Source organism: Microbacterium sp. JZ101, assembly GCF_053903175.1.
Genome location: NZ_CP096400.1, coordinates 2,734,588 through 2,754,954, shown reverse-complemented (window position 1 = coordinate 2,754,954; position 20,367 = coordinate 2,734,588). Strand labels below are relative to the sequence as shown.

The 20,367-nt window shown below is 71.8% G+C and carries 14 protein-coding genes and 1 riboswitch; of the genes, 5 read left to right on the top strand and 9 right to left on the bottom strand.

Annotation, left to right across the window (positions count from 1 at the left end):
- Positions 1-63 precede the first annotated feature (63 nt).
- The gene (locus M1D56_RS12805; RefSeq protein ID WP_456283759.1) at positions 64-2,001 is read left to right on the top strand and encodes a helicase HerA-like domain-containing protein; all 1,938 of its coding nucleotides are present in this window, start codon (positions 64-66) and stop codon (positions 1,999-2,001) included.
- Positions 2,002-2,055: 54 nt separating this feature from the next.
- Here M1D56_RS12805 and M1D56_RS12800 read toward each other — a convergent pair whose 3' ends face one another.
- From M1D56_RS12800 to M1D56_RS12785, 4 genes are all read right to left on the bottom strand, one after another.
- Complete coding sequence (locus tag M1D56_RS12800) at positions 2,056-3,039, bottom strand: malate dehydrogenase (RefSeq protein WP_324014101.1); 984 nt, start codon at positions 3,037-3,039, stop codon at positions 2,056-2,058.
- 9 nt (positions 3,040-3,048) lie between these two features.
- Positions 3,049-3,870 carry an alpha/beta fold hydrolase gene (locus tag M1D56_RS12795; RefSeq protein WP_456283758.1) on the bottom strand — a complete coding sequence of 274 codons (822 nt, stop codon included), beginning with the start codon at positions 3,868-3,870 and terminating at the stop codon, positions 3,049-3,051.
- 19 nt (positions 3,871-3,889) lie between these two features.
- Positions 3,890-7,051, bottom strand: coding sequence for a sigma-70 family RNA polymerase sigma factor (locus tag M1D56_RS12790; RefSeq protein WP_456283757.1), 3,162 nt, complete (start codon positions 7,049-7,051; stop codon positions 3,890-3,892).
- Positions 7,052-7,415: 364 nt separating this feature from the next.
- Complete coding sequence (locus tag M1D56_RS12785; protein ID WP_271173618.1) at positions 7,416-8,582, bottom strand: N-acetylglucosamine-6-phosphate deacetylase; 1,167 nt, start codon at positions 8,580-8,582, stop codon at positions 7,416-7,418.
- Positions 8,583-8,639: 57 nt separating this feature from the next.
- Positions 8,640-8,723: riboswitch (ZMP/ZTP riboswitch) on the top strand.
- A 34-nt stretch (positions 8,724-8,757) separates the two neighbouring features.
- On the opposite strand from M1D56_RS12785, the gene glyA reads away from it, so the two are divergent.
- From glyA to M1D56_RS12770, 3 genes are all read left to right on the top strand, one after another.
- Positions 8,758-10,056, top strand: a complete 1,299-nt coding sequence (gene glyA / locus M1D56_RS12780) for a serine hydroxymethyltransferase (protein WP_456283756.1) — start codon at positions 8,758-8,760, stop codon at positions 10,054-10,056.
- A 120-nt stretch (positions 10,057-10,176) separates the two neighbouring features.
- A complete protein-coding gene (locus M1D56_RS12775) occupies positions 10,177-11,058 on the top strand; it encodes a bifunctional methylenetetrahydrofolate dehydrogenase/methenyltetrahydrofolate cyclohydrolase (protein ID WP_456283755.1) in 882 nt (293 codons plus the stop codon).
- Positions 11,059-11,192: 134 nt separating this feature from the next.
- Complete coding sequence (locus M1D56_RS12770) at positions 11,193-12,773, top strand: AMP-binding protein (RefSeq protein WP_456283754.1); 1,581 nt, start codon at positions 11,193-11,195, stop codon at positions 12,771-12,773.
- Positions 12,774-12,776: 3 nt separating this feature from the next.
- On the opposite strand, the gene M1D56_RS12765 is transcribed toward M1D56_RS12770, so the two are convergent.
- The 3 genes from M1D56_RS12765 to M1D56_RS12755 form a co-directional block, all read right to left on the bottom strand.
- The gene (locus tag M1D56_RS12765; RefSeq protein WP_282979444.1) at positions 12,777-13,217 is read right to left on the bottom strand and encodes a hypothetical protein; all 441 of its coding nucleotides are present in this window, start codon (positions 13,215-13,217) and stop codon (positions 12,777-12,779) included.
- Positions 13,218-13,249: 32 nt separating this feature from the next.
- Entirely contained in the window at positions 13,250-13,429 is a 180-nt protein-coding gene (locus M1D56_RS12760; RefSeq protein WP_282979442.1) for a hypothetical protein, read from the bottom strand.
- Between the two features lie 204 nt (positions 13,430-13,633).
- Positions 13,634-15,082 carry a helix-turn-helix domain-containing protein gene (locus M1D56_RS12755; protein ID WP_416383290.1) on the bottom strand — a complete coding sequence of 483 codons (1,449 nt, stop codon included), beginning with the start codon at positions 15,080-15,082 and terminating at the stop codon, positions 13,634-13,636.
- 121 nt (positions 15,083-15,203) lie between these two features.
- Here M1D56_RS12755 and M1D56_RS12750 point away from each other — a divergent pair, with 121 nt between their 5' ends.
- Positions 15,204-17,060 carry a phosphoenolpyruvate carboxykinase (GTP) gene (locus M1D56_RS12750; RefSeq protein ID WP_456283753.1) on the top strand — a complete coding sequence of 619 codons (1,857 nt, stop codon included), beginning with the start codon at positions 15,204-15,206 and terminating at the stop codon, positions 17,058-17,060.
- 105 nt (positions 17,061-17,165) lie between these two features.
- On the opposite strand, the gene M1D56_RS12745 is transcribed toward M1D56_RS12750, so the two are convergent.
- Positions 17,166-18,239, bottom strand: coding sequence for a winged helix DNA-binding domain-containing protein (locus M1D56_RS12745; RefSeq protein ID WP_456283752.1), 1,074 nt, complete (start codon positions 18,237-18,239; stop codon positions 17,166-17,168).
- A gap of 43 nt (positions 18,240-18,282) precedes the next feature.
- Positions 18,283-20,316 carry an ABC transporter ATP-binding protein gene (locus M1D56_RS12740; RefSeq protein ID WP_456283751.1) on the bottom strand — a complete coding sequence of 678 codons (2,034 nt, stop codon included), beginning with the start codon at positions 20,314-20,316 and terminating at the stop codon, positions 18,283-18,285.
- Between the last annotated feature and the right edge of the window lie 51 nt (positions 20,317-20,367).

Here is a 20,367-nt window from a genome sequence, read left to right as displayed (position 1 = left end):
GGGCCCGGGGAGTTCCTGCGTCGTGTCCCGCGTCGGGCGACCCGCGCTGGCTAGGCTGTGGCCATGAGCCCCGAGAACGCTCCTGACGCCGGTGCCGCCGAACTCGAGAGACTGCGCGCGGAGGCCGCGGCCGCCGAAGCCGCTCTCAAGGCCGCGGAGGCCCGCGCGAAGCTCGCCGCCGCAGAAGCCGCCGCGGCACGTGCCGGAGGGGCGGATGGCGCCGAGCCGGCCGCCGAGGACGATGCCGAGCCGGCCGCCGAGGACGCGGACGAGCCGTCCGCCGCGGACGAGCCATCCGCGGAGCCCGAGCCCGAGTCCGCGCCGGAGACCGAGCCATCCGCGGAGCCCGAGACATCCGAGGAATCCGCGAAGCCCGCGGCGTCTGACGGGCCGCTCGACGCGGGCGACGTGCAGCGCATCGTCGACGGCTACGCCTTCGAGGGGGAGACGCTCGACATCGGCGCCCTCGTGAACGGGGAGCCGCTCGCCGACGCGCAGATCCGGATCCCGCTCGCGATGCTCAACCGGCACGGCCTCGTCGCCGGAGCGACGGGAACGGGCAAGACCCGCACTCTGCAGGGGCTCGCGGAGCAGCTCGCCGCGAAGGGCGTGCCCGTGTTCGCGGCCGACATCAAGGGCGACCTCACGGGCATGGCGACGCCGGGGGAGCCGAGTGACAAGCTTCTCGCCCGCACGAAGGGCATCGGCCAGGACTGGAAGCCCGAGGCGGCGGCGGTCGAGTACTTCGCACTCGGCGGGATCGGCACGGGCGTGCCCGTGCGCGCGACGGTGACCGGCTTCGGGCCGCTCCTGCTGTCGAAGGTGCTCGGTCTCAACGACACGCAGGAGTCGAGCCTCGGGCTCGTCTTCCACTACGCCGACGAGAAGGGCCTGCCGCTCGTCGATCTCGCCGACCTCCGCGCGGTGCTGCAGTACCTCACGAGCGACGAGGGTAAGGCCGAGCTCAAGGGGCTGGGCGGCTTGTCGTCGGCGACTGCCGGCGTCATCCTGCGCGAGCTCATCACGTTCGCCGAGGGCGGCGCCGACGTCTTCTTCGGAGAGCCCGAGTTCGATGTGCAGGACTTCCTGCGGACGGCCGAGGATGGCCGCGGCATCGTCTCCCTGCTCGAGGTGCCGGGCGTCGCCGATCGACCGGAGCTGTTCTCGACGTTCCTCATGTACCTCCTCGCCGAGCTCTTCGAGCTGCTGCCCGAGGTCGGCGACGTCGACAAGCCCAAGCTCGTGTTCTTCTTCGACGAGGCGCACCTGCTCTTCAAGAACGCGTCGAAGGACTTCCTCGCGGCGATCACGCAGACGGTGCGGCTCATCCGCTCGAAGGGCGTCGGCGTCTTCTTCGTCACGCAGACCCCGAAGGATGTCGATGGCGAAGTGCTCGCGCAGCTCGGCTCCCGCGTGCAGCACCAGCTGCGCGCCTTCACGCCGGATGACGCGAAGGCGCTCCGCTCGACGGTCGGGACGTATCCGAAGTCGGGCTACGACCTCGAGCGGGTGCTGCAGGAGCTCGGCACCGGAGAGGCGATCGTCACCGTCATGAGCGAGAAGGGTGCGCCCACGCCCGTCGCGTGGACGCGCGTGCGCGCACCGCAGGGGCTCATGGACGCGTCGCCCGCCGCTGTCGTGGAGCAGGCTGTCGCGTCGTCGACGCTCCTGCCCAAGTACGGCGAGCCTGTCGATCGCGAATCCGCGTACGAGATGCTCACGGCGAAGATGAACGCCGCCGCCGAGGCCGCGGAGGCCGAGGAGAAGGCACTCGAGAAGGCGAAGGCCGACGCCGAGTACGAGAAGCAGAAGGCCGCGATCGAGAAGAAGGCGCAGCAGGAGTACGACCGCCTGCTGAAGTCGACCAAGAGCCGCACGACGACACGGCGCACCACGCGGTCGAGCAGCGACCGCGTGGTCGAGCGGGTCATCGGATCGGCGGCGACGACGCTCGTGAACAGCGTGATCCGGGGCCTGTTCGGCAACAGCCGCCGGCGCTGAGGAGGAAAGCCCTGCCCGCCCCGTGTCGGGGCGGGCGTGGCTTCCACCATCAACTCAGGACGGGATGAGCCCGAGCTCGCGCACGGCGGTGCGCTCGTCGGCGAGCTCCGCGACCGACGTGTCGATGCGGGCGCGCGAGAAGTCGTCGATCTCGAGGTCGGGCACGATCTGCCATCGGCCGTTCTCCGTCTGCACGGGGAAGGACGACACGAGTCCCTCGGGCACGCCGTAGGACCCGTCGGAGACGACCGCCATCGAGGTCCAGTCGCCTTCGGTCGTGCCGTTCAGCCAGTCGCGCGCGGCATCCACCGTCGCACTCGCCGCGGACGCTGCGGACGACGATCCGCGCGCCTCGATGATCGCCGTGCCCCGGTTCGCGACGGTCGGCAGGAACTCGCTCTCGACCCACGGACGGTCGACGAGCTCGAGCGCGGGCCGGCCTGACACCACGGCGTGCGACAGGTCGGCGTACTGCGTCGCGGAGTGGTTGCCCCAGATCGTCATGCGCGAGATCTCCGACACCGGCGCGCCCGTCTTGAGCGCCAGCTGCGCGAGAGCGCGGTTGTGGTCGAGGCGGGTCAGGGCAGAGAAGCGCTCGGCCGGGATGTCGGGCGCGTTCTGCTGCGCGATCAGCGCGTTCGTGTTCGCAGGGTTGCCCGTGATCAGCACGCGGATGTCGTCGCCTGCGACGTCGTTCAGCGCCTGACCCTGGGCCGTGAAGATCGCGCCGTTGGCGGACAGGAGATCGCCGCGGGTCATCTCGGCCGTGCGCGGGCGGGCGCCGACGAGGAGCGCGAGGTCGGCTCCGTCGAACGCGCGACGGGCATCGTCGGTGATGTCGATCCCGGAGAGAAGCGGGAACGCGCAGTCGACGAGCTCCATCGCGACGCCCTCCGCCTTCGGCAGCGCGGGCGCGACCTCGAGCAGGCGGAGTTCGACCGGGCGGTCGCCGAGACCGCCGCTCGCGAGACGGAAGAGGAGGCTGTAGCCGATCTGACCGGCCGCGCCCGTGACGGCGATGCGAAGAGGTGTGACCATGACTCGACGCTACCGGTCGGCCGGTGCCTCCGGCAGGGCCGAGCGCAGCGGGCGGCGCAGGAACCGGTCGGCGATCTGCATCCCGATCCCGCCGTCGAGCAGCACGCCGTGCTTGGCGCCCTTGATCACGGTCAGTCGGGCGCCCGGGATGCGCGCGTCGAGGACCCGGGCGTTCTCGACCGGCGTCAGGGCGTCGAGCTCGCCGTGCAGCACGAGCGTCGGGGCCGTGATGCGCGACAGGTCGTCGAGCGTGTCGTGCGCGCGACTGGCGCGATGATGACGGGCGAGGGCGGTGCGGTCGCGGCCGACAGCGAGGAGCCGCACCAGGTCGTCCTGCGCCTCGTCCCAGAAGACCGACGCGACCTCCTTCCGGTCGCGCGAGCGGATGGCGCGGTCGGCTTCGTCGGAACGCCGCGGGCCGTGCGCGTCGCCGGCCGATGTCGAGACGAGCACGAGCTTGCGCACGCGCTCGGGATGGTCGATCGCGAGCCACTGCGCGACGCGGCCGCCCATCGAATGCCCGACGATGTCCGCTCGCTCGATGCCTGCATCATGGAGGATGTGCACGACGTCGTCGGCGAAGAGCCGCGTCGTGAAGCGCTCGGCCTCGCCCAGTTCGCTGTCGCCGATGCCGCGGTGGTCGAAGATCACGATCTGCCGATCGCGGAGCAGTCCGGGCCCCGCGATCTGCCACGACCGGTGATCGACCGCCTGACCCGCGATGAGCACGAGCGGTGCGCCTTGCCCCGCGGTCCAGTACGCGAGTCGGATGCCGTCGGCCGCGGTCGCATCGTGCCGCACCCACTCGGGCCCGTAGGGATTGTCCGTCACTCGGACGAGGGTAGCCGGGTCAGAGGAGGAGCTGAGCCACGAGCTGGGGCCACACATCGAACATGAGTTGCCGTTGAGGCGTTCCGAATCCATCCCCGAAGTGGGCGTAGTCGTAGGTGAAGACGACTGTGTCCTCGTAGGACTCGAAGTCGTCGACCAGCGCAGGGAGGCTCCGAGTGAAGGTGAACTCCGCGCGCTCGGAGTCGTCGGCGACCGTGCTCAGCGTGATCTCGTCCGAGTAAACAAGGGTCACGCGCACGCCCGCTTTGGCTTGCACGGCGAGGGTGATCGTGCCGTTCTCATCGAGAATTGTGCTGGATGCGCCGCTCTCAAGAGGTTCAATGGCCTTCGGTACGACAGTCGGAATGAGCGCGGGCACACCGAGGCTGGCGAGCGTCGCGGAGGCAGGGCGCCCCCATACGGACGGAGCGGCATAGTCGGCGCGGATCTCGAGATTCTCGTTCTCGAGTGAGATGAGGTCGTCCGCCAGCGTTGGCGCATAAATCAAGCGTCCCGCGCCGGAGCTGTCCAGCTGCACCTCGTGGACCGCTCCGTCGATGTCCACCCGTGTCTGAGCGTTGGGCTCACCGCGGAACGCAAGCTGAACATCGAACTCCGGCGTCTGCTCGTTCGCGGTCGCCGGGACCATCTCGAGGTCGACGTCGAGCAATGCAGAAAGCCCGAGCGCATCGCGCATACCCGCAGCGAACGGCTCGCCTGTCGCGTGCTGCGCGGTGTAGCGCACCTCGAGCGGAACGTCTTGATCAACCTGATCGAAGGTGGGGACGATAAGGACTTCTGCGCGTCCTTCGCTGTCGAGCGGGATGACGTCAGAGTCGGTGATTCCGCTCGGCGTGAGTCGCACGGTAGCCCCGCCTTCGCCTGTGATGACGACTGACGCGGTGTTACTTGGGTCATCGAGCGCCTTCAGCACGACGTCGAGCCCGTCGTTGATCGCGACATCCTCGATATCGATCAGCTCGCCCAGCGTCGTGCGGTCCTCGAGACCCGCGAGGGCGCCATCCCGATAGCGCACCTCGATCGGCAGATCGTCTCGGACCTCGCCAGGGCCGAGCGCGATGGTGAGCGTGGCCTTCCCCTCAGCATCGAGCGTTCGTGAGTCGTCGGACGAGGTCGACCCGTCGACGTACACGGAAACCCGCTTGCTGACCTCGCCGGTCACGGCGAACTCGACGGTTCCGGCGTTCTTGTCGACATCGACCGCCGCGCCGATGTCGATCCGCTTCGGGGGCACCGGCGTCTCGGTCGGCGTCGGTTCCGGCGTGGGCGTCGGGCTCGCGGTCGGCGTCACCGTCGGAGTCGGAGTCGGCTCGGGCTCGACGGCCTCGAGCAGCGGATCGCGCACGCCCAGCGTCGACAGCGACGCGACGAACGACTCGCCCTCGACGTCGCGATAGGCGATCTCGAGCGTGACGTCGTCCATCACCTGGACGGCGGTGAGGGCGAACTGGAGCTCCGCGACGCCGTCGGCCGAGAACTCGCCCTTCGCGAGGGCATCCGCGTCGGCCGCCGTGAAGAGGAGCATCGCGGAGGCCGCAGCGGGTGCGGAGCTCGACTCGGTCACGGCCACGGCTTCACCGGGCTCGCCGGTCACGTCGACCTGGACGATGCGCTCGCGTGCATCGACGACGGACGCACGCTCGAAGCCGATGGGCGCGGGACTCTCGACCTCGGGCGCAGGCTCCGACGGCTGCGGCGTCGGCTCGGGCGACGGCTCCTCCGACGGGCTCGGAGCGGGCTCCTCCGACGGGCTCGGCTCGGGCGACGGCGCCTCTGACGGCTCCGGCTCGGCGGTCGGCTGCGGCTCGAGCGTGGGCTCGGCGGTCGGCTGAGGCTCGGCCGACGGCTGGGGCTCGGCGCTCGGCTCGGGAGCCGGCGCCGGAGTGAGCGTCGGCGTCGGGGTCGGCGAAGCGGATGGCGCGGGCTCATCGACCGGGGGAGCGATCGGCTCCTCGGGGGCCGGGGTCTGCGCGAGCAGCTCGTCGGAGGCCTCGATCGACGCGTCGGGCTGCGCGGCGTCCTCGAATGCCGACGCGGCCTCGTTCGCGGATCCCGCGAAGCCGCCCGTCAGCGTCGCCGCGAGTACCGTGCCCGCGACCGCGGCCGCCGCGATCCCGGCGCCGACGAGTCCGCCGATCGTCCACGCGGAGCTCGACGCCGACCCGCCGGCCGATCCTCCGGATCCACCTGATCCGCCGCCCGCCGCAGCGAACCCGACCGACTTGGCGGCGCCATCCGCTGCCGCGCCGGTCGCCGCTCCGGCGCCGACGGCTCCGCCCGCGACCGCCACAGCGCCCTCGTACACCGACGACGGCATGGCCGCGAGCGCCACGAGCGCCGACTCATCGCGCTGGAGCGAGGCGAGGTAGCCGGCGGTGCCGGTGACGCCGATCGTGAGCGGCAGGAGCACGAGCGCGAGTCGGCTGCCGACCTCCTTCGCCTCCGACGCGACGATCGCGCAGCGCGCGCACTCGCCGAGGTGCGCGTCGACCTTGGCCTGGTCGCGCGATCCGAGGTTGCCGCGCGTGTACGCGCCGAGGCGCTCGATCGTCCAGGCGTGCGCGGACCCGTCCTCCACGGAGGCGATGTGCGCCTGGATCCACGCCTCGCGCAGCCCCTCGCGGGCGCGGAACGCGAGCTGCGAGACGGCGGCCGCCTTCATGCCGAGCAGCGGTGCGATCTCCGCGGGCTTCATCTGCTCGATCTCGGTGTACCAGAGCACCTCCTGCCAGCGCGTGGGCAGGCTGCGGAAGGCGGTGTGGGTGAGGCTGCGGTCGAGCGCCTCGTCCGTGGCGACCTCGGTCGACTCCGGGTCCTCGACCTCCTCGAGCGCGTCGCTCGTCGCCTCCGTGCGCGCGCGGCCCCACGACGCCGCCACATTGCGGATGGTCGTGAAGAGGTACGCGCGGAACGAGCCGGTCGGCCCGTTGCCGCGCTGGATCGACTGGAAGATCTTCGCGTACGACTCCTGCACGAGGTCGTCGGCGTCGAGGCTCGACGTGATCGACCGCGCGGCGACGATGCCCGATCGGTAGTGGCGCCGCCACAGCTCGCCGAACGCGTCGTGGTCTCCCGAGCGGGTGCGGAGGACGAGATCCGCGTCGGGGGTCGCCGATGCCGGCGCCTCGCCGTCGCTGAGGTTCTCGTCGTCTGTGGTCATAGGTGCGGGTCCGTGTCGGTGGGCACACCCCTCGTCGCATCGGTGGCGGCGGGTGCGCGTGCGGCCGACGTCGGGTCGTCAGGCCGGTGAACATCCTCCCGCGGATCGGGCGGCTCCGCCACCCCGATGTAGGGATTCACGGGGGATTTTCCGCCCGATGGCACGGTCACATCCGGAGTTCGACAAATTTCTCGGAAGTCGCGTAATGAAACCGCCTCACCGCCGTCTCATGCGGTGAGGGACGTTCCGCCCAGCTGCTGGGGAGCTTCGGGTCGGAGGTCTCGCGAGGCGGCATCGCCGCTCGCGACGAGGGGCTCGGACACTCGGGGGAGGGGTCCGGGCCCCTGATCTCTCTCCGGACGCCTCAGCGCACGGCGCCCGCGGTCCAGACTCGCGCGACCTCGAGCTCGCGGCTCCACAGAACCGCATCGGCGATCGCCCCGGTGCGGAGCGTGCCGAGGTCGTCGCGGCGCAGCACCTTGGCGGGCGTCGCCGTGAGCGCCCCGACCGCGTCGGGCAGCGGGACGCCGAGCCCGACGACCCGGCGGAGCGCCACGTCCTGCGTGAGCGTGGAGCCCGCGATGGTGTCGGTGCCGCGCACCGTCGCGACGCCCTGCTCGACGACCACGTCGAGGGCGCCGATCGCGTAGTCGCCGTCGGCCATGCCGGTCGCCGCCATCGCGTCGGTCACGAGCGCGACCCGGCCCGGCGCCGCCCGGAGCAGCATGAGCATCACGGCGTCGGCGACGTGCACACCGTCGGCGATGAGCTCGAGCACGACCCGGTCGTCGCGCGCCGCGGTGGGGATGGGTCCCGGCCGGCGGTGGTGGATGCCCGGCATCGCGTTGAAGGCGTGCGTCACGAGCGTCGCACCGGCGTCGACGCCCGCCGCGGTCGCGTCGGCGTCGGCGTCGGTGTGTCCGATCGCCGCGATGACCCCCGCCGCTGAGATGGCGCGGATCGCGTCGATCGCGCCGGGCAGCTCGGGGGCGATCGTGATCTGCCGGATGGTCTGGGTTCCGCCGATCTCGCCCGCCGCGAGCAGGCGCGCGACCGTGTCGGCGTCGGGGTGGCGCAGGAGCTCGGGGTCATGCGCGCCGTGATGGCCGGGGTCGAGGAACGGCCCCTCGAGATGGCTGCCGAGGATGTCGTCCTCGTGCTGGGCGAGGCGCCCGATGGCGGCGACGCGCGCCTCGAGGTCGTCGACGGAGGCGGTCACGAGCGAGATGACCGCTCGCGTCGTGCCGTGCGCCCGGTGCAGAGCGCGTGCCGTCCGGATGGCGTCCGCCCCGTCCTCGTGGGCGGCGCCCGCACCGCCGTGCCCGTGCAGGTCGATCAGCCCCGGCGTGAGCACGGCGCCGTCGCCCGCGATCTCGGCCGCGTCGATGACGACATCGCCCGTCTGCGTTGCGGCGCGCCATCCGTCTCCGTCGCCGCGCGACGAGACGCGTCCGTCCTCGAAGCGGATCCAGCCGTCGCGCTCCGCGCGGCGGTCGGAGACGAGCAGCGTCGAGTGGATCACGGTCCCCATGCTCCAGACCCTCCCACATCCACCCGACCGCGGCCATCCGACTCGGGTCGGCTATGCTGTTCGCGTCGCGACTGGCGTTGAGGTGGTGCACCACCGGGAAGCGACCGAGACGGCATTCGACCGCACGCCTGGGCCGATGCGATGACCCCTTTTCGTCTGTCGTCTGGAGATCGCCATGACCGATCCGCTGTTCAACGCCCCCCTCGCCGAGGTCGACCCGGAGATCGCGGAGGTGCTGCAGCGCGAGCTCGATCGTCAGCGCGGCTTCCTCGAGATGATCGCGTCGGAGAACTTCGTGCCCGTCTCGGTGCTGCAGTCGCAGGGCTCCGTGCTCACGAACAAGTACGCCGAGGGCTACCCGGGCCGCCGCTACTACGGCGGCTGCGAGGAGGTCGACGTCGCCGAGGAGCTCGCGATCGCCCGCGCCAAGGAGCTGTTCGGCGCCGAGTTCGCGAACGTCCAGCCGCACTCGGGCGCCACCGCCAACGCCGCCGTGCTGCACGCGATCGCCCGCCCCGGCGACACGATCCTCGGCCTCTCGCTCGACCACGGCGGCCACCTCACGCACGGCATGAAGATCAACTTCTCCGGCCGTCTCTACGACATCGTCGCCTACGGCGTGAACCCCGAGACCTCGCTCGTCGACATGGACGAGGTGCGCCGCCTCGCCCTCGAGCACAAGCCGAAGGTCATCATCGCCGGCTGGTCGGCGTACCCCCGCCAGCTCGACTTCGCCGCGTTCCGGGCGATCGCCGACGAGGTGGGCGCGTACCTCTGGGTCGACATGGCGCACTTCGCGGGCCTCGTCGCCGCGGGTGTCCACCCGAGCCCCGTCCCGCACGCGCACGTCGTCTCGTCGACCGTGCACAAGACGATCGGCGGCCCCCGCTCGGGCTTCATCCTCACGAACGACGCCGACATCGCGAAGAAGATCAACTCGGCCGTCTTCCCGGGTCAGCAGGGCGGCCCGCTCATGCACGTGATCGCCGCCAAGGCGACCGCGTTCAAGCTCGCCGCGACGCCCGAGTTCAAGGACCGTCAGGAGCGCACCGTCCGCGGCGCGGCCATCCTCGCCGATCGCCTCTCGCAGCAGGACGTGAAGGACGCGGGCATCGCGGTCCGCTCGGGCGGCACCGACGTGCACCTCGTGCTCGTCGACCTGCGCGACGCCGCGATCAACGGCAAGGAGGCGGAGGACCTCCTGCACGACATCCGCATCACGGTCAACCGCAACGCCGTCCCGAACGACCCCCGCCCGCCGATGGTCACGTCGGGCCTCCGCATCGGCACGCCCGCGCTCGCGACGCGCGGCTTCGGCGACGCCGAGTTCACCGAGGTCGCCGACATCATCGCCCTCGCGCTGCTCCCCGGCGCCGACATCGACGCCCTGCGCGAGCGCGTCGCGAAGCTCGCCGACGCGTTCCCGCTCTACCCCGGCCTCGAGCAGGTCGGCCAGGGCTACGCGGGCGTCTGAGGCGCCCCGATCCGTCGAGACTAGCCCTGGTCGTCGAAGCCAGCGCTCCCCGCGCTGGCTTCGACGACGGGCACTAGTCCCGACGGGTTCTGACCCACGAACGAGGGAAGACGAAGACGGATGACCGCACAGATTCTCGACGGCAAGGCGGCCGCGGCCGCGATCAAGGCGGAGCTCGCGGAGCGGGTCGCCGCCCTCGCGGCGAAGGGCGTCACACCCGGCATCGCGACCGTGCTGGTCGGCGCCGACCCCGCGTCGCAGCTGTACGTCGGCATGAAGCACAAGCAGTCGGTGGCGATCGGGATGAACTCGATCCAGCGCGAGCTGCCGGCTGACGCGACCCAGGCCGACGTCGAGGCGCTGATCGACGAGCTCAACGCCGATCCGACGTGCCACGGCTACATCGTGCAGCTGCCGCTGCCCAAGCACATCGACACGGACGCCGTGCTCGAGCGCATCGACCCCGCGAAGGACGCCGACGGCCTCCACCCGACGAACCTCGGCCGTCTCGTGCTCAACGTGAACGCGCCGATCGCCACCCCGCTGCCGTGCACGCCCCGCGGCGTCATCGAGCTGCTCGTGCGCAACGGGTACGACCTGAACGGCAAGCACGTCGTGGTCGTCGGCCGCGGCGTGACGATCGGCCGCCCCATGGGGCTCCTGCTCACGCGGCGCGACGTCAACGCGACGGTCACCCAGGTGCACACGGGCACGCCCGACATGGCGCCGTACCTGCGCGAGGCCGACGTCATCGTCGCGGGAGCCGGCGTCAAGCACCTCATCCGCGCGGAGGACGTCAAGCCCGGCGCGGCCGTGCTCGACGTGGGCGTCACGCGCGAGACCGACCCCGAGACCGGGAAGCAGCGGGTCTTCGGAGACGTGCACCCCGACGTCGCCGACGTCGCGGGCTTCCTGTCGCCGAACCCCGGCGGCGTGGGCCCGATGACCGTGGCGCTGCTCATGACGAACGTCGTCGAGGCGGCCGAGCGCTCCCTCGCCTGAGCCGCGTCCCCCCGACACGAACCCCGGTCCGCTCTCGTCGGGCCGGGGTTCTTCGTGAGAGACTCCCCGCATCCGGTCGACGGCGACCGGAGGGGCCGCCGGAGGGGCGGCCCTGAAGGGGACGAGAGGCCATCATGCACGCTCCGGAGCCCGAGCTCACCATTCCCGACGCACCCGTCTACGACCTCCTCTTCGCGGACCTCCGCGACGAGGAGCGCGACCTCGTCGCCTTCATCGACGGCCGGACGGGCGACACCCTGACCTACGGAGCGCTCGTCGACGCGATCGACGCCTTCGCGGGCGCGCTCGCCGCGCGCGGCATCGGCCCCGGTGACGTGGTCTCGCTGCACGCCGTCAACACCCCGGCCTTCGCGATCGCCTTCCACGGCATCCTCCGCGCCGGCGCGACGGCGACCACGGTCAACGCGCTCTTCACGCCGGGCGAGATCGAGAAGCAGCTGCGGATGGCCAGGGCCGTCGCGCACGTGACGGTCTCGCCGCTCGCGCCCGGCTCGGTGCCCGCAGCGCAGGCGACCGGCATCCCGGCCGAGCGCATCGTCGTCCTCGACGGGTGGGACGCCTTCCCGACCCTCCGCGACCTGCTGGCCGAGGGCCATCCCGCCCCCGACGTCACCCCGGAGGCGCGGAGCCAGGTCGCCGTGATCCCGTTCTCGTCGGGCACGACGGGCCTGCCCAAGGGGGTCATGCTCTCGCACCGCAACCTCGTCGCGAACGTGCAGCAGTGCGTCGCGCGACTGCACGTGTCGCCGCAGGAGCGCCTGCTCGCGGTGCTCCCGTTCTTCCACATCTACGGGATGACCGTGCTCCTGAACCTTGCGCTGCGCGCGCGTGCGACGCTCGTCACGATGCCGAGGTTCGATCTCGAGGAGTTCCTGCGCGTCCTTCAGGACCACCGCGTCTCCTACGCCTTCATCGCCCCGCCGATCGCGGTCGCCCTCGCGAAGCACCCGCTCGTCGACCAGTACGACCTGAGCGCCCTGCGCACGGTCTTCTCGGGAGCCGCGCCCCTCGACGAGCGACTCGGCCGTGCGGTCGCCGACCGTCTCGGCGTCGAGGTGCTGCAGGGCTACGGCATGACCGAGCTCAGCCCGGTCTCCCACGCCATGGTGCGCGGCGAGAGCGACGGCGTCCCGCTCTCGTCGATCGGGCCCGCCGTGCCGGGCACCGAGGCGCAGATCGTCGACATCGAGACGCACGCGGTGATCGAGGTGCCGGAGGAGGGGCGCTCGCGCTCGGGCGAGCTGTGGGTGCGCGGGCCGCAGGTGATGCTCGGGTACCTCGACAACCCGGAGGCGACGGCCGCGTGCCTGACGGAGGACGGATGGCTGCGCACGGGCGACATCGCCGCATACGACTCGAGCGGGGCCGTGTTCATCGTCGATCGGCTCAAGGAGCTCATCAAGCACAAGGGCTACCAGGTGGCGCCCGCGGAGCTCGAGGCGCTCCTGCTCGCGAGCGACCGCGTCGCGGATGCGGCGGTCGTGGGCGAGCCGCTCGAGGACGGCGACGAGGCGCCCGTGGCCTTCGTCGTCCCGCAGGGCGAGCCCGACGCCGACGCCGTGCTCGCCGAGCTCAACGGCCAGGTCGCGCCCTACAAGAAGCTGCGCCGGGTCGAGTTCGTCGACGCCATCCCGAAGTCCGCATCGGGCAAGATCCTCCGCAAGGATCTCAAGGCCCGCCTGGCGGAGGAATGAGGATCATCCGCGGCGCTTGATGCGCGCCCGGGCGTCGTCGAGCATCCGCGTCGCCCGGCGCTCGAAGCGGTCGTCGATGAGGTCGTAGACGACCCACGCGACGAGCAGGTAGAGCGGCGGGAGGACGTAGCCCCAGAACCAGCCGCGCACGTCGACGTCCGACAGGGCGACCACGAGCATCCAGATGACGAGCTGCACGAGGAACGTCGCGAGGTACTGGACGAGCTTCTCGCCGATGCGCGCCCGCCGCGCGAGCGAGGACGCGGCGCCGCGGAAGATCCGTGCGAGGAGCGGCTTGAGCCAGATCGTCGCGAGCGCGAGCACGAGGGCCGCCCACCACGCGGCCCAGCCGACGGAGACGAACGGGACGAGCCATCCGACGACCGCGAGCACGAGCACGTCGAAGAGGTAGAGGCAGACGAGCCGGATGAACCACGCTTTCATGGCCTCAGCCTGCCACGCCGGCCGCTCGCCGGCTACGAGGCGGATGGCTCGCCCGCGAGGCGCAGCGTGCTCACCGACACGGTCGACTCCGTGCCGAGGAAGACGAGCGAGCCCGCGGCGATGCGCAGGGCGCTGTACGCGGGGTCGACGAGCCCGGTGCGGCGCGGTGCGCTCGGGGGCTGCGAGGGCGAGGGGATGGCGGTGGCCGGCATGACGGCTCCTCGGGTCGGCGGCTGGTACTGCTCCAGCTTCCGCCCGGCGGGGCGTCGCGCACATCCCGCTGGGGGATGAACCCGGGTCATCCCAGGGTCCTCCTCCGGGATGACCCCGTCCAGGTTCTGCATGTCTCACACGGGGTGTGAAAGGGGCCGCCGAAACCACGGCGAGTGAGACACGCAGAAGGGGGGCGGGGAAGGTCAGTGCTCGCTGTGGCGGTCGAGGAACTCGTAGACCTCGAGGTCGTCGACGCCCGGGAAGGCGCCGCGGGGCAGCGGCGAGAAGATGTGCGTGTGGACGCGCGCGCTCGGCCACGCCTTGCCGCGCCACGGCGACTCCGCGACGCTCGGCGGCCGCCGGCAGCACGACTCGTCGGGGCAGCTCGACGACGCCCGCACCTGCGTCTCGCGACCGCGCCACCACTTCGCGTCGTCGAACGGGACGCCGACCGTGATCGAGAACTCGCCCGAGCTGCGTGAGCCCGTCTGCGTCGCGCACCAGAACGTGCCGGCCGGGGTGTCGGTGTACTGGTAGTGCTCGGTCGTGCGGTTCTGCTGCTCGAAGGCGTTGCGCGCCGCGAACTTGCGGCACACGATCTGGCCCTCGATCGCACCGGTCACATCCTCGGGCAGCGGCAGGCCGTCGTTCTCGTACACGCGCTCCACCTGGCCCTGGCTCCCCACCCTGAGGAAGTGCAGCCGCATGCCGAAGTGGGTCGTGAGCAGGTTCGTCATCCGCATGCCCGCCGCCTCGTGCGTCACGCCGAACGCGTCGCGGAAGTCCTCGACGGCGAGATTGCGGTCCTTGCGCGCCTGCTCGAGGAACGCCACCGCGGCGGTCTGCGGGATGAGGCAGCAGGCGGCGTAGTAGTTGATCTCGAGCCGCTGCTGGAGGAAGTCGGCGTAGTCGGTGGGCCGCTCGTGCCCCAGCAGCCGGTGAGCCATGGCCTGCAGGGCCATCGAGCGGAGACCGTGGCCGCCGGGGATCGACGCCGGCGGCAGGTAGATGCGGCCGTTCTCGAGGTCGGTGATCGAGCGCGTCGACGAGGGCAGGTCGTTCACGTAGATGAGCTCGAAGCCGAGCTGCTCGGCCATGATGCTCACCGTGCGGTGCTTGAGGGCGCCCGACGTGTGGCCGGCCGCGCGCAGCTGGCGCTCGGCGAGCTCCTCGATCTCAGGCAGGTAGTTGTTGGCCGCGCGCTGTCGCAGGCGCAGCTCGGTGTTGGCGCGCCGCGCCTCCTCCGGGGTGGCGATCGCCTCGTTCTCACGGCGCTGCAGCTCGCGGTGCAGGCCGATGATCGACTCGATGGTCTCGTCGCTGAGACCCTTGGTCACCTTGATCGGCGGCACGCCGAGCTGGCGGAACACCTGGCTCGACTGCGCCCGCTCGAGCTCGATCTCGAGGGCGGCCCTGCGGTTCGGCGGCTCACCTGAGATGAGGTCGGTGACGTTCGTGTCCACGGCGTCGGCGATGGCCTGCAGCAGCGAGAGCTTCGGCTCGCGCTTGCCGTTCTCGATGAGGCTCAGCTGGCTTCCGGCGACCCCGACGAGCGCGCCGAGCTCGTCGAGCGTCAGCCCCCGCTGCACGCGGTGATGGCGGATGCGGTGGCCGAGGGTCTTGAGCTCGAGGCCGGTCTTCTGGTCGCTCATCGGAGGCATTCCTTGATGATAGCTAAAGATCCATCATTCTTTCGACTTCGGATGGCCGAAAAGAGCGGCAGAACCGAGAGAACCTGGCATGGCGACCACGTCTCACCCACAAGGAGCTCTGATGGCAATCGCCGAACCCCTCGCCCCTCACACGACGGACGCCCTCGCCGGCTTCGGCGCACGGCCCGCCTACGACGGCGCCGGCATGCGCGAACTCGCCGCGTGGGTCGACGAGATCGCCCGTCTCACCCAGCCCGATCGCATCCACTGGGTCTCGGGCTCCGCGGAGGAGAACGCCGCGCTCATCGCCGACATGGTGGCCTCGGGCACGCTCATCCCGCTCGACGCCGAGAAGCGCCCGAACTCGTTCCTCGCGCGATCGCACCCCGGCGACGTCGCGCGCCTCGAGTCGCGCACGTACATCTGCTCGGAGCGCGAGGAGGACGCCGGCCCCACGAACAACTGGGCCGACCCCGCGCAGATGCGCGAGACCCTGAATCCGCTGTTCCGCGGCTCCATGCGCGGCCGCACGATGTTCGTCGTGCCGTTCTCGATGGGCAAGGTCGGCGGTCCGATCTCGCAGATCGGCGTGCAGGTCACCGACAGCCCGTACGCGGTCGCGTCGATCGAGATCATGACCCGCGTCGGCGACGAGGTCACGCGCCTCATCGCCGAGGGCGCCGACTGGGTGCGCACGGTGCACACCGTCGGAGCCCCGCTCGAGCCGGGCGAGGCCGACGTCGCGTGGCCGTGCAACGACGAGAAGTACATCGTGCACTTCCCCGACACGCTCGAGGTCTGGTCGTTCGGCTCGGGCTACGGCGGCAACGCCATCCTCGCGAAGAAGTGCTTCGCGCTCCGGATCGCCTCGGTGCTCGGGCGCGACCAGGGCTGGATGGCCGAGCACATGCTGCTCATCCGCGTCATCGACCCTGCCGGCCGCGCGTACCACGTGGCCGCGGCCTTCCCGTCGGCCTGCGGCAAGACGAACCTCGCGATGCTGCGCCCCACCATCCCCGGATGGAGGGTCGAGACCCTCGGCGACGACATCACGTGGATCCGCCCCGGCGCCGACGGCCGGTTCCATGCGATCAACCCCGAGGCCGGGTTCTTCGGGGTCGCACCCGGCACGGGCGCGTCGACGAACGTCACCGCGGTCGAGACGCTGTGGGGCAACGTGCTCTTCACGAACGTCGCGCTGACCGACGACGGCGACGTCTGGTGGGAGGGCCTCACGGACGAGACCCCCGCGCACCTCATCGACTGGCAGGGCCAGGACTGGACGCCCGACGCGGGCCGCCCGGCCGCCCACCCGAACTCGCGCTTCACCGTGGCCGCCGATCAGGCGCCGTCGATCGCGGACGACTGGGAGGAGGCGGTGCCGCTCGATGCCATCCTCTTCGGGGGCCGTCGCGCGACGAACGTCCCGCTCGTCGTCGAGGCGTTCGACTGGGAGCACGGCGTCTTCCTCGGGTCGACGATCTCGTCGGAGCGCACCGCGGCGGCCGAGGGCACCGTGGGCGAGCTGCGCCGCGACCCGTTCGCGATGATGCCGTTCTGCGGGTACAACATGGCCGACTACTTCGGGCACTGGCTCGAGATGGGCGGCAGGGCCGAGCAGCTCCCGCGGATCTTCCAGGTCAACTGGTTCCGCAAGGGCGCCGACGGCCGCTTCCTCTGGCCCGGGTTCGGCGAGAACTCGCGCGTGATCGACTGGATCATCCGCCGTCTGCAGGGTGAGGTCGAGGCGGTGCCGTCCGCCATCGGCCTGCTGCCGGTCGTCGCCGACCTGGACCTCGACGGCATCGACGTGCCCGCAGCCGACCTCGAGGAGCTCTTCGAGGTCGATCCGACGTCGTGGCTCGCCGAGGCGGCGCTCACCGAGGAGTTCTACGACACGTTCGGCGACCGGGTCCCGGCCGCGCTGCGGGCGCAGCTCGCGGCTCTTCGCGAGCGTCTCGAGTCCGCGAAGGCCTGATCCGCACAGACGGCCTTCCGCCGCGTCCACCCGGACCGCACGCCGGGTGACGCATCCCAGCGGCCCGCCCCCTTCCGATCCGGGGCGGGCCGCTTCATGCGCGGCTCACGCGCGCAGGATGGCCATGGCCCGGTCGACCGCGGTGCGCGCGTCGGATGCGTCGATCGGAGCGTCGGCGAAGAGCTCGATCTGCGCGTCGCCCGTCGCTCGCTGCGCCATCGCGGGCGGCTTCCACACGCCGACGATCTCGCCGTCGTGCACGATGAGGGACCGCACCATGCCGTTGGCGCCGGGTCCAGCGGCCGCGAGCGCATCGGGGGATGCGGTCACGGTGCGGTCGGCGTAGGCGATGTAGAACTCCTCGAACGTCGGCAGGGCGAACGTCCGCGCGGCGTCGGGAGCAGTGCGCGGCGGCGCGGGACAAGCGTAGAGCGGCTCGTCGGCGTCGCCGACGAGCCTCACCCGATCCGCCGCAGCGGCAGCGGCCGCGCGTGCCGTGGTGAGCGGGAGCCCGGCCCACCAGGCGAAGTCGCGCGCCGTGGCCGGTCCGTGCCCCGCGATGTAGCGCGCGAAGAACTCGGCGAGCGGGTCGGCGGGCGACGCGGACTCGCGGATCCACTCCTCGGCGAGGACGAGGTGCTGCTCGCGCGGCTCGACCGCGTCGCGATGGACGACGGGGCCCCAGACGAGGACGCCGTGGAGCGCGAGCGTCACGATGAGGTGGTAGCCGCGCTGACCGGCCGTCGAGATGCCGCCCGACTCCCAGACCGCGGCGATCTCCGCGCGGGTCAGGCGGCCGCCGCCGCGCAGGGCGCCCACGGCGAGCTTCTCAGCGCGCGCGATGTCGTCGTCGGCGATGCCCAGATCGCGCAGCCGCTTCGCGTCGGCCTGCAGCATCCGCGCGGCGGTGACCGACAGCATCCAGCCGAGGTCCTCGGCCGCGACGGTGTGCAGCGTGCCGCGCTGCGTCCACGCCCGCACGAGTGCGCCGCGGTCGTAGGCGCGGTCGACGGCCGACACCCCTGCGCTGCGCGTCCGTGCGGCGAGAGCGAGCCGGCCGCCCCAGAAGTCCTGGGACTGGGTGGCGGTCAGATGGCGGGCGGCGTCGACGGGTGTGCGCGCGGGAGCGACGAGCCGGTGGTGGCGCAGGCGCGCTCGCCGCAGGGCGGGGAGATCCATGCCGCCCATCCTGCCCGTGGCCGCCGACGTCGGGGAAGGCGACTCACACGAGCAGCTGGTGCTTCGCGAGATCGCGGTAGAGCGGCACGCTCGCCACGAGCTCCGAGTGCGTGCCCTGGCCGATCACCCGGCCGCGATCGAGCACGATGATGCGGTCGCTGTCGACGACGGTCGAGAGGCGGTGCGCGATCACGATGAGCGTGCGCCCCTCGGCGACCGCGTCGATCGCCTCGCGCATCCTCTGCTCGTTGACGCCGTCGAGGGACGACGTCGACTCGTCGAGGAGCAGGATGGGCGGAGCCGCGAGCAGCGCGCGGGCGATCGCAAGCCGCTGGCGCTCGCCTCCGGACAGCATGACGCCGTCCTCGCCCACCGGGGTGTCGATCCGGAGCGGGCTGCGGTCGACGATCTCGCCGAGGTTCACGGCGCGCAGCACGCGGTCGCAGTCGGCGTCGCTCGCGTCGGGCGAGGCGAGGCGGAGGTTGTCGGCGAGCGTGCCGGCGAGCGTCGGCGCGTCCTGCTCGACGTATCCGAAATGCGACCGGAGCTCGGCGCGGGGCAGGTCGCGGATGTCGACGCCGTCGAGGAGGACCGCGCCGCCCGTCGGGTCGTAGAAGCGCTCGATGAGCGAGAGGATGGTCGACTTGCCCGCGCCGGACGGGCCGACGAGGGCCACGCGCGCGCCGTGCGGCACCTCGAAGGAGACGCCGCGGAGCACCTCGCGGTCGGCCTCGCTCGGCGCCTGCGCCGTCTCCTCGTCGAGCGGCCCCGCCTCGAGGTGCGCGCGCTCGATCGCCCGCTGCGCCTCGCGCGCCGCCTCCTCGCGTGCCGCGACCGCGGCCGCGGGGTAGGCGAAGCGCACGTCGCGGAAGGCGATCGCCGGCGCCGCGCCATCCGCGGTCGTCGCGCCCTCGCCATCCGCTGCCGTCGCGCCCGTGCCATCCGCTGCAGGAGAATCCGCCCGCTGCAGGAGGATTCCCGCGGAGGGATCCTGCTCTCGCGCGTCCGTCCTGCCGTCGCGCGGGGTGGCCGGCGCGGCGTCGGCGCGGACGCGGTCGTCGGCGTCCTCGTTGGGGAGGTCGAGGACCTCCTGGATGCGCCCGAGCGCGCCGAGCGCCTGGCCGACGCTCGCGATGGCCCCGAACGCCGAGGCGAGCGGCATGATGAGCAGGAAGAGGAACATCACGAACGTGACGAGGCTCGCGATGGTGAGCGCTCCCGATGCGACGCGCATGCCGCCGACGCCGAGCACGACGAGCAGCGAGACCTGCATCGCGATGCCCGCGACCGGGACGACGAGCGCAGACGCCTTCGCGACGCGGATGCCGGCGTGGTACGCGGCGGTCGCCATCGCGCCGACCGACTCCTGCTCGCGGTCGGTCGCTCCCGCCGCGCGGATGGTGCGGATGGATCCGATCACGCGCTCGACGCCGCTCGAGAGCTCGCCCACGCGCTCCTGCTGCGCGGCCGATGCGGCGCGGATGCGACCGGACAGGAGCCCGACGGCCGCACCGGAGACGCCGATGACGCCGACGATCGTCAGCAGCAGCACGGGGTCGATGAAGAGCATCGCCACGAGGGCGCCGACGAACAGGAGGGCGTTGCCCACGCTGTCGGCGAGGCCCTGGGTGAGGACGGCGTAGAGCAGCGTCGTGTCGGTGCCGACGCGCGAGACGAGGTCGCCGGTGCGCCGCGCGTCGAACTCGCTCACCGGGAGGTGGAGGATGCGCGCGATGAGGCGGCGGCGGCTCGAGTGGACGACCGCGGTGCCCGTGCGCTGCAGGAGGTAGTGCTGGTACGCGCCCACGGCGCTCGAGGCGAGGACGAGGAGGACGAGCGCCCACAGCAGCCACCCGAGCGGCGAGCTGGCCTGGACGCGGTCGATCACCTGCCCGATGAGGAGCGGCTGGACGAGCGTCGCGACCGCCTCGACGATGCTCAGCACCGCGACGACGACGAGCACGCCGCGGTGCTCCAGGAGGAAGGGCAGCAGCTGCCGGAACGACGCGCGCGGCCCTTCCTCTGCACGCGGTCGCGCGAAGAGCGAGCGGCGTGCGCGCGGGGCGGTCTGGCTCACGGGGTCTCCTTCCGAGGTGCGCGGGGGATCGCCGAGCGCACCTCAGCCAGC

What these genes read in the sequence shown, in the direction of transcription:
- M1D56_RS12805 (WP_456283759.1), top strand. Translation starts at nt 64, where the DNA reads ATGAGCCCCGAGAACGCTCCTGACGCCGGTGCCGCCGAACTCGAGAGA.
- M1D56_RS12800 (WP_324014101.1), bottom strand. Translation starts at nt 3,039, where the DNA reads ATGGTCACACCTCTTCGCATCGCCGTCACGGGCGCGGCCGGTCAGATC.
- M1D56_RS12790 (WP_456283757.1), bottom strand. Translation starts at nt 7,051, where the DNA reads ATGACCACAGACGACGAGAACCTCAGCGACGGCGAGGCGCCGGCATCG.
- M1D56_RS12785 (WP_271173618.1), bottom strand. Translation starts at nt 8,582, where the DNA reads ATGGGGACCGTGATCCACTCGACGCTGCTCGTCTCCGACCGCCGCGCG.
- glyA (WP_456283756.1), top strand. Translation starts at nt 8,758, where the DNA reads ATGACCGATCCGCTGTTCAACGCCCCCCTCGCCGAGGTCGACCCGGAG.
- M1D56_RS12775 (WP_456283755.1), top strand. Translation starts at nt 10,177, where the DNA reads ATGACCGCACAGATTCTCGACGGCAAGGCGGCCGCGGCCGCGATCAAG.
- M1D56_RS12770 (WP_456283754.1), top strand. Translation starts at nt 11,193, where the DNA reads ATGCACGCTCCGGAGCCCGAGCTCACCATTCCCGACGCACCCGTCTAC.
- M1D56_RS12765 (WP_282979444.1), bottom strand. Translation starts at nt 13,217, where the DNA reads ATGAAAGCGTGGTTCATCCGGCTCGTCTGCCTCTACCTCTTCGACGTG.
- M1D56_RS12760 (WP_282979442.1), bottom strand. Translation starts at nt 13,429, where the DNA reads ATGCCGGCCACCGCCATCCCCTCGCCCTCGCAGCCCCCGAGCGCACCG.
- M1D56_RS12755 (WP_416383290.1), bottom strand. Translation starts at nt 15,082, where the DNA reads ATGAGCGACCAGAAGACCGGCCTCGAGCTCAAGACCCTCGGCCACCGC.
- M1D56_RS12750 (WP_456283753.1), top strand. Translation starts at nt 15,204, where the DNA reads ATGGCAATCGCCGAACCCCTCGCCCCTCACACGACGGACGCCCTCGCC.
- M1D56_RS12745 (WP_456283752.1), bottom strand. Translation starts at nt 18,239, where the DNA reads ATGGATCTCCCCGCCCTGCGGCGAGCGCGCCTGCGCCACCACCGGCTC.